The 16111-nt window shown below is 45.0% G+C and carries 16 protein-coding genes; 2 read left to right on the forward strand and 14 right to left on the reverse strand.

From position 1 onward, the window contains the following. Nucleotides 1–4: 4 nt before the first annotated feature. Entirely contained in the window at nucleotides 5–286 is a 282-nt protein-coding gene (gatC, locus tag ACLSU7_RS11680; protein ID WP_413292069.1) for an Asp-tRNA(Asn)/Glu-tRNA(Gln) amidotransferase subunit GatC, read from the reverse strand. A 150-nt stretch (nucleotides 287–436) separates the two neighbouring features. On the opposite strand from gatC, the gene ligA reads away from it, so the two are divergent. Beyond that, nucleotides 437–2428 carry an NAD-dependent DNA ligase LigA gene (gene ligA, locus ACLSU7_RS11685; protein ID WP_413292070.1) on the forward strand — a complete coding sequence of 664 codons (1992 nt, stop codon included), beginning with the start codon at nucleotides 437–439 and terminating at the stop codon, nucleotides 2426–2428. A 59-nt stretch (nucleotides 2429–2487) separates the two neighbouring features. Here ligA and ACLSU7_RS11690 read toward each other — a convergent pair whose 3' ends face one another. Both ACLSU7_RS11690 and ACLSU7_RS11695 read right to left on the reverse strand, forming a co-directional pair. Next, nucleotides 2488–2682: a histone-like protein gene (locus ACLSU7_RS11690; protein ID WP_142698475.1), complete on the reverse strand. Its 195-nt coding sequence runs from the start codon at nucleotides 2680–2682 to the stop codon at nucleotides 2488–2490. Between the two features lie 105 nt (nucleotides 2683–2787). Next, complete coding sequence (locus tag ACLSU7_RS11695; RefSeq protein WP_413292071.1) at nucleotides 2788–4251, reverse strand: metallophosphoesterase; 1464 nt, start codon at nucleotides 4249–4251, stop codon at nucleotides 2788–2790. Nucleotides 4252–4280: 29 nt separating this feature from the next. Here ACLSU7_RS11695 and murD point away from each other — a divergent pair, with 29 nt between their 5' ends. Further along, entirely contained in the window at nucleotides 4281–5585 is a 1305-nt protein-coding gene (gene murD, locus ACLSU7_RS11700; RefSeq protein WP_413292072.1) for a UDP-N-acetylmuramoyl-L-alanine--D-glutamate ligase, read from the forward strand. Here murD and ACLSU7_RS11705 read toward each other — a convergent pair. The 11 genes from ACLSU7_RS11705 to ACLSU7_RS11755 all read right to left on the reverse strand — a co-directional run bounded on the left by ACLSU7_RS11705 (nucleotide 5575) and on the right by ACLSU7_RS11755 (nucleotide 15993). Next, nucleotides 5575–7656: a hypothetical protein gene (locus ACLSU7_RS11705; RefSeq protein ID WP_413292073.1), complete on the reverse strand. Its 2082-nt coding sequence runs from the start codon at nucleotides 7654–7656 to the stop codon at nucleotides 5575–5577. The genes murD and ACLSU7_RS11705 overlap by 11 nt on opposite strands. Before the next feature lie 149 nt (nucleotides 7657–7805). Then, nucleotides 7806–8243, reverse strand: coding sequence for a hypothetical protein (locus tag ACLSU7_RS11710; RefSeq protein ID WP_413292074.1), 438 nt, complete (start codon nucleotides 8241–8243; stop codon nucleotides 7806–7808). Next, a complete protein-coding gene (gene fsa / locus ACLSU7_RS11715; RefSeq protein WP_142698471.1) occupies nucleotides 8243–8890 on the reverse strand; it encodes a fructose-6-phosphate aldolase in 648 nt (215 codons plus the stop codon). Before fsa ends, ACLSU7_RS11710 begins: the two co-directional genes overlap by 1 nt. Before the next feature lie 55 nt (nucleotides 8891–8945). Then, nucleotides 8946–9455, reverse strand: coding sequence for a hypothetical protein (locus ACLSU7_RS11720; RefSeq protein ID WP_413292075.1), 510 nt, complete (start codon nucleotides 9453–9455; stop codon nucleotides 8946–8948). A gap of 2 nt (nucleotides 9456–9457) precedes the next feature. Then, on the reverse strand, nucleotides 9458–10141 hold the full coding sequence (locus ACLSU7_RS11725) for a 4-hydroxy-tetrahydrodipicolinate reductase (RefSeq protein WP_413292076.1): 684 nt from the start codon (nucleotides 10139–10141) through the stop codon (nucleotides 9458–9460). Continuing rightward, nucleotides 10138–11022 (reverse strand): 4-hydroxy-tetrahydrodipicolinate synthase, encoded by an 885-nt coding sequence (gene dapA, locus ACLSU7_RS11730; protein ID WP_413292078.1) that lies wholly within the window; start codon nucleotides 11020–11022, stop codon nucleotides 10138–10140. Before dapA ends, ACLSU7_RS11725 begins: the two co-directional genes overlap by 4 nt. Beyond that, nucleotides 11019–11876, reverse strand: a complete 858-nt coding sequence (dapF, locus tag ACLSU7_RS11735; RefSeq protein WP_413292079.1) for a diaminopimelate epimerase — start codon at nucleotides 11874–11876, stop codon at nucleotides 11019–11021. The genes dapA and dapF overlap by 4 nt, the downstream gene beginning before the upstream one ends. After that, entirely contained in the window at nucleotides 11873–12088 is a 216-nt protein-coding gene (locus ACLSU7_RS11740; RefSeq protein ID WP_413292080.1) for a hypothetical protein, read from the reverse strand. The genes dapF and ACLSU7_RS11740 overlap by 4 nt, the downstream gene beginning before the upstream one ends. Continuing rightward, nucleotides 12072–12926 (reverse strand): hypothetical protein, encoded by an 855-nt coding sequence (locus ACLSU7_RS11745; protein WP_413292081.1) that lies wholly within the window; start codon nucleotides 12924–12926, stop codon nucleotides 12072–12074. The genes ACLSU7_RS11740 and ACLSU7_RS11745 overlap by 17 nt, the downstream gene beginning before the upstream one ends. Before the next feature lie 3 nt (nucleotides 12927–12929). After that, entirely contained in the window at nucleotides 12930–13505 is a 576-nt protein-coding gene (locus tag ACLSU7_RS11750; RefSeq protein ID WP_413292082.1) for a hypothetical protein, read from the reverse strand. 70 nt (nucleotides 13506–13575) lie between these two features. Then, a complete protein-coding gene (locus tag ACLSU7_RS11755) occupies nucleotides 13576–15993 on the reverse strand; it encodes a DNA translocase FtsK (protein WP_413292083.1) in 2418 nt (805 codons plus the stop codon). Nucleotides 15994–16111: the final 118 nt, after the last annotated feature.

Raw genomic sequence — 16111 nt, forward strand, 5'->3', positions numbered from 1 at the left:
GCTCCTATACCACAGGTGGGACTTTAAACAGATTCCCTGCGCGATCAGGGGCATTGGCTACCATGTCTTCAGGTTTATAGTTTTGAACTACCTGGTCTTCGCGCCAAAAGGCTTCGATTTCAGTTGGTGTCACCATGGGCTCTATGCCGCTAGTGTCGATATTCTCGATTTTCTGAAAATTTTGGAGGATCTTTTCCATCTGCGCACTGAACTCAGCAGCCTCAGTATCGGTGATTTGTAATCTCGCCAACTTGGCAATGTGTTGGATCGTTTTTTTGTCGATCATGACAATCTCCTTTGGGAGCAATTCCAGCGATGAGAATATTCAAAATTCACGTGTCAGTCATCAAGCGAATCAGGCTCTAGACCTTGGAGCGCTGCAGGGACGTACGCAATTGCGTGATTCACTTTAAGAGCTCGTGATAATGTCCTGCCTATGTCAAAGAAACGCCACGAAGAGCTTAAAAAGATCATTGCTGAACACGACTATAACTATTACGTCATGGATCGCCCATCGATTACTGACTATGAGTACGATCAGCTTTTTGATGAACTTTTGAAAATTGAAAAATCTGAAAAGGGCTTAGACCTTACAGATTCTCCAAGTCAGCGGGTTGGTGGAAAGGTTTTGGAAAGTTTCACCAAGGCAACTCATCGCCTGCCGATGCTGTCTCTTGCCAATAGCTATTCTCCTGAAGACATTTTTGAATTCGATGAGCGCATTAAAAAGTTTTTGAGTTCCGACAAAGACGTTGAATATTTCTGCGAACTTAAGTTTGACGGACTTTCGATGGAGATCATTTATGAAAATGGTCAACTGGTGCGCGCGCTGACTCGTGGAGATGGCACAATTGGCGAAGACGTTACTGAAAACATCAAAACTATCAAAAGCATTCCTTTAAAACTCAAGAATGCTCCTGAGATTTTCGAGGTGCGTGGCGAGGTTCTGATCTTTAAAAAGGATTTCGCTGAGCTCAACGAAACTCAGCAAGAAAGTGGTCAACCAACTTTTGCAAATCCGCGAAACGCTGCAGCTGGATCCATGCGCCAACTGGATTCAAAAATTGCCGCCGCTCGCCCGCTAAAATTCTTTGGATATGCGTTGGGAATGGTTGAGGGAAAAGAGTTTGAAACTCAACAGGGTATTCAAAAGTACTTTGCCGAGCACGGAATCCCCACAGCTATCAAATCAAATCCTGATCTGGTTCGTTTATGCAACGGCCCCGAAGAGGTTGTTGAGTACTATCATCACATTGAAAAAGTTCGCTCATCGCTTCCCTTTGATATCGATGGCATCGTGATCAAAGTAAACTCTTTGCGCTTGCAAGATGACTTGGGTTTAGTTGCAAGAAGCCCACGCTGGGCCACTGCTGCGAAATTTAAACCGGAGCAAGCAACCACCGTTGTCGAGAATATTCATGTGCAAGTAGGCCGCACCGGTGCTCTTACACCTGTCGCCATTATGAAGCCTGTGAAGGTGGGTGGTGTCACCGTCACGAATTCGACTCTTCATAATCAAGATGAGATCGATCGCAAAGATGTTCGCATCGGTGACACTGTCATCATTCAACGTGCCGGCGATGTCATTCCCGAGGTGGTGGCCGTTGTTTTAGAAAAGCGCCCGAAAAACAGCAAGCCTTTCTTGATGCCTGAAAAGTGTCCTGCATGCGGATCCCCAGTACACAAAGCCGAAGGTGAAGTGGTCACTCGCTGTACGAATCCGTTATGTATCGCGATGGTGAAAGAATCGCTCAAACATTTTGTCGGCCGTCGCGCGATGAATTTAGATAAAATCGGTGATCGTCTGATTGAAACGTTGGTGGATAATAAAATGCTAATGTCATTTTCGGATTTTTATCGCCTGACTAAAGAAGATATTCTTTCGCTGGAACGCCAGGGAGAAAAGTCTGCCGAAAACATTATTACGAGTATCGAAAACAGCAAAAAACCCACTCTTGCGAGATTCATTTTCGGTTTAGGAATTCGTTTTGTTGGAGAGCAGACTGCAAAGCTGCTTGCTGATCACTTTGTTAATATCGAAAATTTCCTGAATGCTTCCGAAGAAGAGTTGCTGCAGGTGCCAGAGATCGGACCTAAGGTTGCAACCTCCATCCGCGAATGGACTTCCAACAAAAAACTCGTCAAAGAAGTTCATGAAATGATTAAGCTTGGCGTGGAGATCACAAATCCCGTGCGCGCAACCGAAGGCGCACTTTCTGGAATGAGCTTTCTAATCACAGGAACCTTGCCGGTTAAACGTGATGATGCCAAAGACGTGATCGAAAAAAATGGCGGCAAGATTCTAAGCTCTGTTTCATCAAAGCTAAGTTATCTTGTGGTTGGCGACGACCCGGGCTCCAAAGTCGATAAAGCACAAACCCTGGGTGTTAAAATCATTTCCTGGGAAGATCTGCTGAAGATGATTTAAAAAATAAAAAACCCACAGTTTTCGCTGTGGGTTTTTTTCGTATCGTCTTTAATTGGAAATTAAAGGTGGTCGATAACGATATCACGAGCCATAACAGTTTTACGGCCGTCAGCTTTCGCAGACTCTACACCTTTAAGGCAAAGTTGCTCGATAGCTTTGCTGAGAACGTCGATAGTTTCAGCGGAAGTGTTCATGCCACCTTTTTCTTTGATAAGTTTTTTCACTTTGCTAGTTACAACAAGTACTTCTGCCATGATGACTCTCCATCCTTAGTTAAAAATTGAACAGTAAAAGGTTTGCATAAGGGACCTATAATTGACAATGGGAAATCTTTTTTGCGGCGCAATAATGCTGGGCGGTTAAGCGCCGCGATTTCCGGTCATCACTTCAGAGGTGCCATCCACAAACTTACAAAGCTCCGCCTGTCGAGAATTATGTTCTCCTGGAGAGATCCAAACAAAGGTTTTTTGATCAATCGGTTTTGTACACTCAACATCCAGAAATGCTGGTGACCAGCATCCGCTATTGAGGTGTTCCACGGAACCAATGATTTCGTGTCTTGTATGGTGCGTATGCCCGTAAACAATTCGTTTCACCTTAGTGATGGCGCTGGCCATTGCCAACACTCGATCATCTGGTTCCTTATAGCTAGAAACCAAGGACGTGATCGATTTGCTGTAGAACAAAAAGAACGGCAACAACAAAAACAGAGGAATAAACGCCCAGAAAAACGAAATTTCATAAACTGAGCGTACAAAAACCATCAACTCGAAGATCAAAAAGAACGCAATGAACACAATAAAGGCCCGATCAAGCCAAAGCTCACGCGCCAAAAGCATCGGTTCACTGGCTGCCGGTGCTACAAAAAGCTCTTTCATTTCGCGCACCATGCGGGCTTCCGCATTCGATTTTTCAGCAATGACCTCGATACGATCTTCAATTTTCAAAGGGTTTCGTATCGGCGCTGAAAGTCGGTCAAAAAATGAGTGAACCAGGGTCGCTAGCGAGCCCCAGAACCAAGTGAAAACCAAACCCGGTTGTGCTCTCCAAATATATTTAAAAAAGAACAGAATGTACTCTTTAAGAGTCATAATATAGTTCGTGTCGACATGGGGATTGAAAAATCCCATTCCGTTTGAAATATAACGACAAGCCAAATTTCCAAAAGGAAGTTTCAACGCCACATAGTTGTAACCACGAACAAATGGATTCACCGGATCTTCACACATACAATAAGGATCGTACTGATTGCCGTGTTCAATTAACGTATCCTGATTGCTGATATAGAACCACTCGACAAAGCGGACTTCCTCGCGCTTATCATCGGGCAAATTTAAATGTCTCATGATCTCGTCTTGGACTTCCAAAAAGTGAAGCTCCAGATCGTGATTCCCGATAACAAACACCGCACGATTACCGCGAAGGATAAATTCTTTCAAAGATCTAACGAATGGCATGTGATCGCGCAAAATAACTTCTATTTTATGACGAGAGCGTTCCGCGCGGGGATAAAGACCTCGATGCTTTTCCAGCCAACTAATGCGGAAAACAGGCTCTTCAGGCAAATTCATAACGCTATCAAAGTCGAAAATATCACCATTTAAAATCAGCTCAACAGGATTCCCCTGCGCACGTTCTTCGATATGTCTAAGAAACGTTTCAAAAACATCATCATAGAAAAACTGACGAGTCTTAAATTTTTTCCATAAAGGAAAACGCAAGTTCACCGGTTCTGCTTCAGTTAGATGCAGGTCACTGATGATTGCTGTATATTGCGCTGATTTAAAATCAGACTTTGGATGCGCAAAAAAAGAAGTGGGCAAAACACCCTCCTAATAATACTATCTGCCAGATGAGCCAATATATCAAGAACCTGAAGACACCAATCGCTATCGTAGGTATGGGTAAAAGCGGAGACGCCGCGAAACGTTTGCTTATCTCTTGCGGTATCAGACCGGAACACATTCTAACTTTCGATGGAAAATTGGATTCTGCTGACTTCAAGGATTCAAATAAACTCATGTCTGAGGGAAAACCCCAGACTCTTGTCGTTTCTCCTGGCGTTCCCTTGGCATCTGCTTGGATCAAAGACGCAAAAAATCAGGAAATTCGAATTACCAGTGAAATCACTTTGGCGTGCTCATGTTTAACCACGGAAAAATTAATCGGTGTGACGGGTTCAGTGGGGAAAAGCACCACTGTTTCTCTTCTTCAAGCCGGTCTTGAGGGCTTTTCAAAAACAGGATTTGTTGGTGGGAACTTGGGTATTCCTTTTGCCACTTATGCCTCTGACGTCGTGGAAAAAAAACGCCCTGTTGCTGACTGGGTGGTCTTGGAGCTTTCCAGTTATCAGCTGGAAAACTGTGAGTTGTTGTCTTTGGATTATTCCGCGATCACTTATCTTACTTCCAATCACTTGGAACGATATGACAGCATCGAGCACTACTATCAAACAAAGTGGAGCATCCTGGGAATCACTAAGAACAAAATGCTTTTAAATTCTGAGGGCGGCGATCTTATTGAGTATTCGAAAGCAAAAACACCTTCAACCCAAGTCAAAGTCGTCTCTAAAAAAGATTCCAATCTTCAATCATATCAACTGCAAAAAGCGCAACTGATTGGACAACACAATCAAGATAACATGGCGTTGGCGACAACTCTTGCCCTGGATTGCGGTTGGCCAACGGCGGCCATTGAAGCGATGAAAAACTTTAAAGGCCTAAGCCATCGTTTGGAAAATCTGGGTGAGGTTAAGGGTGTGCGCTTTATCAACGACAGCAAGGCCACGGCTCTGGATAGTGTGATGATCGCAGCCACCGCCGCTGCAGATACACTCAATCCTGACGGCGTGTTGTTTTTGCTTTTAGGTGGCCGAGACAAGAATCTTCCTTGGGAGCAACTGTCTTCGCTTTCTAAAATGCCTCGCACAGAATTTGTATTTTTCGGCGAGTGCCGAGCTGTGGCCCAAAGCAAATCCCAACTGAAGGGCAATAGTTTTGCTCGTTTAGATGAGGCCATCGGCTACATTTTTTCAAAAGTAAAAGCGGCAGATACAGTGCTGTTGAGTCCGGGCGGAACAAGCCTTGATGAATTCAAATCTTTTGAAGATCGTGGTGATTTCTTTAAAAAGAAAGTATCCGAGTTTTCTACTCTCTAAAATTCAGTACCGACAGGGAGTTTGCATCCACAGGAACCACACGAGAATAAATCTTTTGCGTGCGGCTTCCAGTGACGACCACTTCGTGAGTATCTTCTGGCACGTTATAAATTACGAAACCACCGCCAGCTGCGCCTTTGCGGTTTTGCAGGATACGACCTTGCATATCAAAGTAGACGATATCCTGCTGATTAAAGTTATCGTAGGCAGCCAAGAAAACTTCAAAGTCTTCGTCCGGAACAAAACCAACAATCAACCCCGATTTTGGAGCTTCGTTGATCTTCATGAAAGCTTTAATAGCGCGTAACCACTCCCAACGAACCAGCGGGATGTGGATGAAATCATCGTTGTCATTATAGACGTAACGGGCAGGGATATAATCAGCACTGTCTGCATTCACGCGGGTCAGACCAAAGCGATTCAAATGTGGAAGGCTGATCGATGCAGAACCCGTCGGCACAGAGAGATCCTCGGGCAGGGACTGCATGGTGATCGTTGCAGCAATGGGTTCACCATTAAACGCATCGAAAACTCTTAAAGGAACCGACTCGTTTTTCATAGTCGCTTCCAAATCACCCTGAGCCACGGCGCCTTCTTCAGAAACGACATTTACGTAACCAAAGATGGAATCGGATCTTGTAGCTAACAAAGAGTGGAATCCAGTCGGCACTTGAACAAAAGCATAAAGACCATTGTCGCTGGTTTTAGTTAAGTTCATATCCGGCATCATAAACTGATTAAAATAAATTGGTTTCAAATCCGGAGCTGTTTCAACGGTGACATCGATGCCAGCCACTGGTTTTCCATCGAGCATAACTTTACCCCAAATCAGAGAAGGGGCCCCGTCATAAGATTCATTTCTATGTTGAGCGATGATATCCATCAAGGCATTCACCATAGATTCAGGATAAAGTGTCGAACGAGACTCTTTACCGGAGACTATCAAGTTGGTGGTTTCTAAATGCTTTGGAGCCGCAGCCCTCATCACTGTCGAAGATCCGCGGGTGACATTTTCCATGGAAGCGATACCTTCACGGTTCACTTTCACATCACTGACACCTTTAACAAAGGTCACGCGGGTTTGCGCTGGAGCCGCATCATTTGCTTTTGAATTATAAGCACCCGTCAATGCGACAGTATAATCAGGATGTGGTTCAACTTTGATTTTTGGACCAGAAAGCAGGTTTTGAGTTCCCGCAACCAAACGGTTCAGACGGAAACTGCCCTCACCCATTGTTTTGCCTTCTTTATTCACCAGGCGGGCAACCACGGTACCTGTCGTTTGCTCAACTTCGATATTGTAAGTGCCTTTAACCAGATCAACGCGGCCTAATTCTTTCAGAACCCCTTCGTCATTACGACGAATTTCAATATGATGTTCATTCGTCACAGCCAGGCCGCCTGTGATTTCAATAGGACCAACGATGCGTCGAACACCCGTCGTTACATCAGATGATTCATTGGAACCGCCCACGAATGACTGGCTTCCACCGTTGCTATTTCCAGCAGATGCATAGTCATTTTGATGAACATCGGAAGCCGTCGAACGCTGAACTGAAGGGCGATCCAAAGATTCCCCACGTGCTCCACTTACAGCGACGCCTTTTTTTGCATTTGGAGATAAAACATCTCCGCGAGAGTTGATAAGACCCGATTGTTCTAAAGCCGCGGCAGCTGATTCAGCCCATGATGGTTCTTGCTGCCAGTCATGATTTAAAACATCGTTACGAACTTGCGCAGCCTGCAGACGGTTTCTTTGGGCATTTGAAAGTTGCGACATCCAAGCATCATCAGCACTATAACCAACACCAGTTGAAGTGGCGTCACTACGAACAGTCGTCGCAACAGTTTCAACTTGTTTTTGAATCGTCATCTCAGCGAGGACGATTTTTTTCGCGAATAGGTCCGGAGACTTTTTTTCAACCCCCAATGCCACTGGCATCATGGATTGAAAATGATTCCATTCACTAAAATTTGAATTTGGACGAATTGTTTCTTCGAATGCCACATGCGGAGGAGAACTTTTTTGCGCACGAATTGTAAGGCCTTCGTAAATAGGGATGTACTTCAAACCACCTGTATGGCTTGACCATGCAAAGCATCCAGCTAGCACAGCAAACGGTATCAACCGTTTAAGTCGCATTCCTTGCAACGTACTCCCCTTGAACGAACTCCAGCTCCGCCGGAGTAATTACCAAATTGGCTACTCTTTTATGGTATTTAGAAGCTACGGAAGTCGTCAATGACGTTACGTGAGTCACGACTTTGGTTAAGAGCCTTTTTCAGCTTGTCGGCAAGCACTTGGGCTTTGTGATCATCGCGGTCCACCAGCTCCCAGCCGCCATCAGAATCCCTAGCCTCGACCATCACTTCAACAGAGATGTCGTAGGGGCGACGGTCGCCAAGTACAATAAGATGGCTATAATAGCGTTCCTTAGCCATATCCATACTTTGGATGGGGTTGCCTTTTCGGTCGTAATACTTGGAGAAAAGCTCGCGGCCGTTTTCACTGACCTCACGAACTTCCCCGATAACTGACATGATCACCTTGCGTGTTTCACTAACTCCCAACGGTGTTTCTCTAAGAAGCACACCGGATGTTTGGCATCCGGCAAGAAAAATAGAAAAGACTAAGGCGATCAGTAGTTGAGATTTCATTATTTCTTTTGAACCTTGTTCCAGTCATCCATGAACAATTTAATACCTTTGTCCGTAAGAGGATGATGAGTCATGCCTTGCATAACCTTAAACGGAATAGTCGCAATATCCGCGCCCATTTGAGCTGCGAATTGCAAATGCATTGGCGAGCGAACCGACGCCACCAAAACTTCCGTAGCAAAATCATAGTTTTGGTAGATTTGGATAACCTGATTAACCATCTCCATGCCATCAGATCCAATGTCATCCAAACGACCTACAAATGGTGAAACCATGGAAGCACCAGCTTTAGCCGCCAAAAGTGCTTGAAGTGGAGAAAACACCAGCGTGACGTTAGTCTTGATGCCTTCCGCAGTGAATTTCTTAACTGCGATCATGCCATCTTCAGTCATCGGAACTTTAACCACAACGTTGTCAGCAAGTTTTGCAAGCTCGCGACCCTCGCGAACCATTTCCTCGTGCTGCAAGCTGATCACTTCAGCAGAAACTGGACCAGAGATCTCTTTGCAGATTTCTTTGATAACAGTGTGGAAATCGCGACCTGATTTTGCAATCAAAGACGGATTTGTAGTTACGCCATCAACCCAACCGCGAAGGTTGGCTTGTTTAATTTCTTCAATATCAGCTGTATCGATGAAAAACTTCATGAAATCTCCAATTTAAGGTCACAATAGAACCCCTAAATTTGTACGTTGGCGGAGACTAAAAATCAATAAGGCTTTTACCCTGTTTATAGAACTCTGCATCCCGCGCGGTTCTTGCAGTTTTTGAAATTTCACTCAGGGTTTTTTGATAAATTGGATGCTCATATTGACCCCAGGCCTCTGCCGCACAGCGAATAATAAGAGCATCTGTATGAAGCTGCGGATAAGGCAGAGTTAGGCGAGGTGACATCAAGATCATGTCATCATAAGCGAGCAAAATCATTTCCACATGACTTCTTTGCACTAAGCCCGATGAACCCTCATCACACAAGGATAAAACCAAATGCAAATGCTGCTCAACGCTCATCATGGTTTCAAAGCGAAGGACGAATTCAATGCGCGCACTCAGATCGTTTTTTGCATCGCTGGTGTAGCGCTTATAAATCGAAGAGACATTCAGGATCTCTCCGCATTCAGAAATTTTATGTAAAAGCTCACGGGCTTTTTCTTCGCCACCCATAAGATCCAGAGTCACTGAAATAAGAGAATTATGTAAAGCGCTGGACATTATTACTTACCAAACAAAACATCGCGAATCTGATACAGACCTGGCTTTTTCTGTTTTGCTAACCACTCAGCCGCGCGAACGGCGCCTTTTGCAAAAACCGTTCGATTTAAAGCAGAGTGTTCGAAGGTAATAACTTCCTCTTCACTCATGGCATGGACTTTGTGAATACCGAAAATGCCTCCACCGCGAATCGCCAATGGTTCCGGACATTTCTTGCTAACAGCTTTTTCAAGATTTTCCTGCAATGTAATAGCTGTGCCAGAGGGCTTGTCTTTCTTGCGAATGTGATGAAATTCCTCGATCTGATAGTCAAAGTTTGCGATCGATGAAAACACTTTCAGTGCTTCATTCAAAACCGCCACACCCATGCTCATATTCGAAGCCCACAATACCGGAATCTCTTTACTGGCTTTTTCCAAAAGAGACTTTTCTTTTTTGCTAAACCCCGTAGTCCCGCACACGACAGGAGTTCCGTGACGGGAGGCGGTTTTTAATACTTCGGGTAAAGCTTCTGGCGAGGAAAAATCAATCCAGACATCCACTTTTTCAGCCAGCTTGTGATCTACTTTTTTATCGCGGCCCAAAGTGTAAAACACATCGCATGCAGGACTTGCATTTATGACCTCAGCGATCTCACGACCCATGCGACCGCTAGCTCCAACAAGTCCCACTTTCAATTTTTTCACGCAAGCACTCCCACTTTTTTCATTTCCATTTTTAATTTTTCCGTATGCTCGGGAGTAAGCTCCATCAAGGGTAAACGCATTTCAGCAGAATCAACCAAGCCCATTAGCTGCACAGCTTTTTTCACGGGAATAGGGTTCGCCTCAACAAATAACAGATCAATCAAGTTCATGTATTTTTGAATATCTGCTTTAGCTTCAGCAAGCTTCCCATCTTGAACCCATTTTTTCCACTGCACCATTTGTTTAGGAATAACATGAGAGGCTACTGAAATGACACCATGGCCACCGCAATTTAAGAAATCAACATAAGTGCCATCATCACCCGAAAGCATAACGAACTCTTTGCCACACGCTTTGATGATTTGCTCTGCCACGTCCATTTTTCCAGAAGCTTCTTTAATTCCCACAACACCGTTTACCTTAGCAAGTTCAGCGACAGTTTCTGGCGCTAGCGAGGTAATAGTTCTGCCGGGAACGTTGTACAGGATCGTAGGAATCTTGACCGATTCAGCAATAGCTTTGAAATGAGCGAACAATCCACGCTGTGGCGGTTTGTTATAGTAGGGCACAACCACCAAAATTGCATCAGCGCCTAAGGCTTCTGCTTTTTTGGAATCTTCAATAGTTTTTGCCGTATCGTTAGATCCCGTTCCCATGATCAAAGGAACGTTTGCACCAACTGCTTTACGTGCATGTTTAAACAATTCCGCTTTTTCTGTCTCTGTCAGAGTAGGGCTTTCAGCAGTCGTACCGTTAATCACGAATCCATCAACACCGTTTTCCAATTGGTGCTTTATCATTTTATCCAAAGATGGATAATCGATTTTTCCATTTTTAAATGGCGTCAAAAGTGCCGTGAATGTGCCTTTGAAATTTCTCATCGTACCACCTCAAGGTTGTATTGGAAGTCTCCAACAAAAACAGCATCACCCACCAACAGTGGTTTTGGGTCGCCGTCAAAGAAGTGGACTTCCATCACTCCCCCGGGCATTTGTACTTCGATTTCTTTTAAATGATTTTCCAATGAGCTGACCAACGCGGCAGCTACAGCGCCCGTACCGCAAGCCAAAGTGTAGTCTTCTACTCCACGCTCAAAGGTCACGGCCTTTACCTTACCAACTTCGTCTTCGGCATAGAAAGTTACATTCGCTCCAGCTGGCTTAAGACTTTCATGAGATCTCATCTCGCGAGCCAGATCCTTTAGGTTTACTGAATCAACAAAAGCATGAATCTTTTGAACCAAATGAGGAACGCCGGTATTTACCAGGGTAAATTTCTCTTTTACGCTCGAACGCGTTTCCAGCTCGATCGGGTTTTTCACGACGCGAGCCTCTGGCATCTTTACGCGAATTTTGCCATTTCCTAAAATCTGCGCTGTGACCAATCCAGCCCCGGTTTTAAAACGAATGTTCGCGTGTTCTTTGTTGCCAATATGTTGGTAACAGTAGCGGGCAGCACAGCGTGCGGCATTGCCACACATTTCGGCGGTCGAACCATCTGAGTTATAAAAATCCCAATCGAAATCAAAGCCTTCGGAACCATCTTGGATAACAATGAATCCATCTGTTGCGATACCCAGAACGCGATCACAAACAAGTTTTGCAATCTCCGGTCGCGATTTCCCCAGATGTTTTTCGATGTCCTTCCAGCTTGAAGTGCCACGACCGTCGACGAATGCAAAGGTATTTCCTGCACCCGACATTTTCGTGATTTTCACTGGAAGCAAATGATTCACTGATCGCCCCCTGAGTTGCCTGGAGCTTCCTCGTTATCTTGATTTACAGGACGAGCTTTTTGTTTGGCCTTGCGGGTGGCATCTGAATAAGTCGGCTCCCCACGTCCCAATGGAGGAGGGGTGAGTGGTGGAAGGGGTGCGCCCTTCACTCCACAACCAGCAATAAATGCGCTGATCAGAAAAAACAATATGGATTTATTCAGTGGTTCCATTCATCCCCTTGATATCGCCTTCGACCTCAGTGGTACGGCGACAAAGCATGGGATCTATCATATACTGTCTATACTGGCTCGCTGAAATGTTTTTGCAGGCCATCACGTATTTCTGACCTAATTCGACATTGCTCTTTTTCAATGCTTGCGAAACCTTCCAGCTCCAATAGCTGGCTTCAGGATACTTAGGCTCCAACTTCATCAAACCGGCCGAAATTTCAGAAGCCTTCGTCAGGTTTTTCAACTTCAACTGGTGCTCAACCGTCAGGACCATCCAATATTTTTGAAATGAGGACTTTTTCGCATCTACGGACTCAGGGTTTTTAGCAAACTCCAACCAGGAACCGCTGCAAACTTGAGCTTGAGCGTTGGCAAGTCTTAGATCTTCATCAAAAGGAACCAGCTTTAAAGCCTTCACCAAGCCTTCCTGGGCATTCGAACAATCATTCTTAGCGATCTGCAGGCGCGCAGCCTCGATGATGATAGTCAAATTATCAGGTTCAATTCTTTGGGCTTCGTTAAGTTTTGAAATAGCTTGATTCAAATCGGATTTTTTTAGCGAAAGAGAAGTTTCATAAAGCTGTTGGGCTTTGTCGCTAAAGAAAACGTGGGCCACATCAAGGGCAGCTTTTTTTAATTCCGCTTGCGCTAACGGTCGGGAATCACGCGCAATAGCTGCATTCAGGATGTTCAAAGCTTGTTGACGATCCTTTTGCAAACTTAGGTTGTAGGCTTTTTCGATAATATCTTTGTAGGTCTCAGCTTTGGACTGAGAAAAGGCAGGGGATGGTAATAAAAAAGCCGCTCCCAGAGCGGCTTTTAAGAAGATCGACTTCATGAACTACTTTTTAGAGAAAGAAGTCAATTCAACAGTTACTTGGCCGAATTGGCTTGGAGCAACTTGTTTCAACAAACCAGACATTGGAATCAATTGTGGGTTGATCCACGCGTTGATTTCGGAGTTGTCTTTTTTGTCTTTTAGGATTGCGTGAACGCACTCAAATGTACCAGCTGGAACTGTGATTTTGTCTTCTTTGATGTCGACAACTTCAACGTCTTGTTTAGGTACTTCTTGCTCTTTACCGTTCACGATCATTTTTTTAACCGCGCCAGTGTTTGGATCGATAAGAGTTTCTACGTTTTGTTTACCAGCGAAGCCAAGATCCATATCTTGTTGCATCCAGATGCCATCAGCACCGATAGATTTAACAGACATCACCATTTTACCTTTGATGAATCCACCCATATCTAGGTTGTAGTTTGCAGTGTCGCCAACTTTCCAGTCCAAACCCAATGTTTGAGCTTGTTCAGCGATAGCAGGCAATTGAGCCTGAACTACTACGTCAGCTACAGATGGCGTTGCGAATGCAGAAACTGAAAAAGTTAGTGCAAGAGTAGCAATAATTGCTTTGATCATAAAAAATCCTCCTTGATGGTTTTGTTGCTATCTATTGCAGCACGACCAAAGGAGGACTAGCAAGCTTCTATTAAGTTTCTCGGTAAGAAGAGATGAGGACTTGACGCGGCTTGCTGCCGTTCGCTGGTCCTACAACTCCTTCTTTCTCGAAAATTTCAATCATTCGAGCGGCCCGTGGATAACCTAAACGGAATTTACGTTGGATCAGTGATGCCGAAATTTCCTTTTGAGCAGAGGCCCAGGAAAGGATTTCGTCATAACGCTCATCGTATTCTTCCTCACCAAAGCCACCACCATCTCCATCGCCAGCTTCAGCGCCATCTCCGGCAAATCCATCAAGTGCTTTCATTGCGAGTGGGTCATACTCTGGTTCACCCTGTGATGCCCAATGTTTTACGACATTAGCAATCTCGGCATCTTTCAAATACGGTCCATGATGACGAGTTGGTTTCCCGATGCCAGGTGCCTGGAATAACATGTCACCATTCGGAAGAAGACGTTCTGCGCCGGAGTCATCGATAATAATTCTGGAGTCCATTTTTGAAGCAACCTTCAAAGCAACACGACCCGGAATATTTGTTTTAATCAACCCCGTCACAACGTCTTTACGTGGAGACTGAGTTGCTAAGATCAAATGGATTCCGCAGGCGCGGGCTTTTTGTGTTAAGCGCTGAATTGGCTCTTCGATATTTTGCTTTTCTGTGATCATCAAGTCCGCAAGCTCATCCACCACGATCACCACGTAAGGAAGTGGCTGATAGTAATACTGATCAAGTTTTGCTTTGCCTTCTTCCAGCTCTTGATTGATTTTTTCGTGCTGTTCAATTTCATCTTTTGAAAGACCACCGGTCTTTTCATTGAACGCTTCGATTTTACCAACCCCAAACTTAGACAACGACTTATATCGTTTTTCCATCTCGCGCACGGCCCACTTCAAAGCGGTCGCGGCTTTTTTCGGTTCGGTCACGTGAGGAATTGCCAAGTGAGGAACCGTTGCGAACGGAGCCAAGTCGACCATTTTTGGATCGATCAAAACCAAGCGCAAAGTTTTAGGGGAGTGACGGAATAACAAGCCTGTGATGATAGATCCGACAAATACGGATTTACCAGAACCCGTCGTGCCCGCGATCAACAAGTGAGGCATCTTGCGCAAGTCTACAACTTTCGGTTCACCATCCACCGTACGACCCACAGCCATTGGCAACGCCAAGTCTTCACTCCAGAAACTGTCTTCTGCGATTAAGTCTTTGTAGTAAACTGTTTCACGCTTTAAGTTTGCAGTTTCAATACCGACGACATCTGTTCCTGGAATGTGACCCACCACGCGCACGGATTCCGAAGAAAGTGCCAGAGACAAGTCATCTTCAAGTTCAGAAATTTTAGAGATCTTAACATCCGCATTTGGTTTAAATTCATACATCGTAACCAGTGGACCTGGTTTCGCATCTTGAATCGAACCTTCAACCGAGAAGTTTTTAAGTTTCTCAACCAATGCATCGGCTTTTCTTTGAATCTCGGCCTTATCAATTTTGATACGAGAAACTGGTGGGTCTTCAAGCAACGCCAACTTTGGCATTTCCCAGTTTTCAATACGACGAGGTGGTTTTGCTTTCATCACCACTTTGCGTTTTTGCGCCATACGAAGTGCCGGAGTTTCATCTTCCTCCTCTTCTTCGTCCTCATCAGAATCGGCGTCTGCAAAAAGCTCTTCGTCTTCTTCTTCGTCCTCTTCTTCTTCTTCTTCCTCAGCTGCATCCAGAAGAAGTTTCAAGTCTTTGTCGTCTTCTTCCTCTTCGTCTTTACCTACAAATTTTTTGTCAGCAAGAGGGAAGGCTTTTTTAGGTTCGTCTTTTTTCTTGTCTTTTTTAGGAGCTGCTTTCTTTTCGTTTACAAAGGCGCCACCAAAGAAACCGGCGATGCGATCGCCGACCTTCTTTTTCTTAAGCATCGCAAAGAATTCTTGCGGTACTTCAGCAAGTTCTTGCAAAGTTTTTTCGGAATAGAAAACGACCAGTACTGCCATGAACGTCCACAAAATCACCTGCACGCCGGCATACGCGAAAGCGCGCATGAGAGCAGAAGACACTCCCATGCCCAGCATTCCACCTAAAGCGATTTGATTCTGGAACAGACGAGTCGTCGGCATATAAATCGAAAGCAAGGCCGCCACATCGACGATCAACAATAGGGCCCACACAAAACGAATGTTTTTAATATTCAGGGATTCGCCTCTAAAGGCCGCAAACGCCATGCGGGCAAGGCTTGCCACGATCACCCAGGCAGCCAATCCAAAAAGCTGGTAAAGCCCATCCGCCAGGAAACTGCCCACAATTCCGCAGTAATTCAGGGCTTTTAGTCCTTGCCCAATGGAGTTAAGGGATGGGTCTTGAGGGTTGTAGCTTACCAAGGACAGGGTGATAAAAAGACCTAGGCCCAAAAAACAGATAGCAGTGACGTCTTGACGGAACTTTTTGAGGAATTGGTTCATTTAAAAAATTTACGAAATTTCGCTGGGTTAGTCATGCTCGGGAAGCACAACCTTGACTTAGGACTGGAGGAGGGTACAAGTACGGACCTGCCTCGCACAGAGTGGCGCGGGGCCTCCA

The sequence above is a fragment of the Bdellovibrio sp. HCB185ZH genome, assembly GCF_047302455.1.
In the GTDB taxonomy this organism is placed as follows: Bacteria; Bdellovibrionota; Bdellovibrionia; order Bdellovibrionales; family Bdellovibrionaceae; genus Bdellovibrio.

Excerpts from the sequence above, each read along its gene's own strand:
- gatC (WP_413292069.1), bottom strand. The coding sequence starts at position 286 with ATGATCGACAAAAAAACGATCCAACACATTGCCAAGTTGGCGAGATTA.
- ligA (WP_413292070.1), top strand. The coding sequence starts at position 437 with ATGTCAAAGAAACGCCACGAAGAGCTTAAAAAGATCATTGCTGAACAC.
- ACLSU7_RS11690 (WP_142698475.1), bottom strand. The coding sequence starts at position 2,682 with ATGGCAGAAGTACTTGTTGTAACTAGCAAAGTGAAAAAACTTATCAAA.
- murD (WP_413292072.1), top strand. The coding sequence starts at position 4,281 with ATGAGCCAATATATCAAGAACCTGAAGACACCAATCGCTATCGTAGGT.
- ACLSU7_RS11710 (WP_413292074.1), bottom strand. The coding sequence starts at position 8,243 with ATGAAATCTCAACTACTGATCGCCTTAGTCTTTTCTATTTTTCTTGCC.
- fsa (WP_142698471.1), bottom strand. The coding sequence starts at position 8,890 with ATGAAGTTTTTCATCGATACAGCTGATATTGAAGAAATTAAACAAGCC.
- ACLSU7_RS11720 (WP_413292075.1), bottom strand. The coding sequence starts at position 9,455 with ATGTCCAGCGCTTTACATAATTCTCTTATTTCAGTGACTCTGGATCTT.
- dapA (WP_413292078.1), bottom strand. The coding sequence starts at position 11,022 with ATGAGAAATTTCAAAGGCACATTCACGGCACTTTTGACGCCATTTAAA.
- ACLSU7_RS11740 (WP_413292080.1), bottom strand. The coding sequence starts at position 12,088 with ATGGAACCACTGAATAAATCCATATTGTTTTTTCTGATCAGCGCATTT.
- ACLSU7_RS11745 (WP_413292081.1), bottom strand. The coding sequence starts at position 12,926 with ATGAAGTCGATCTTCTTAAAAGCCGCTCTGGGAGCGGCTTTTTTATTA.
- ACLSU7_RS11750 (WP_413292082.1), bottom strand. The coding sequence starts at position 13,505 with ATGATCAAAGCAATTATTGCTACTCTTGCACTAACTTTTTCAGTTTCT.
- ACLSU7_RS11755 (WP_413292083.1), bottom strand. The coding sequence starts at position 15,993 with ATGAACCAATTCCTCAAAAAGTTCCGTCAAGACGTCACTGCTATCTGT.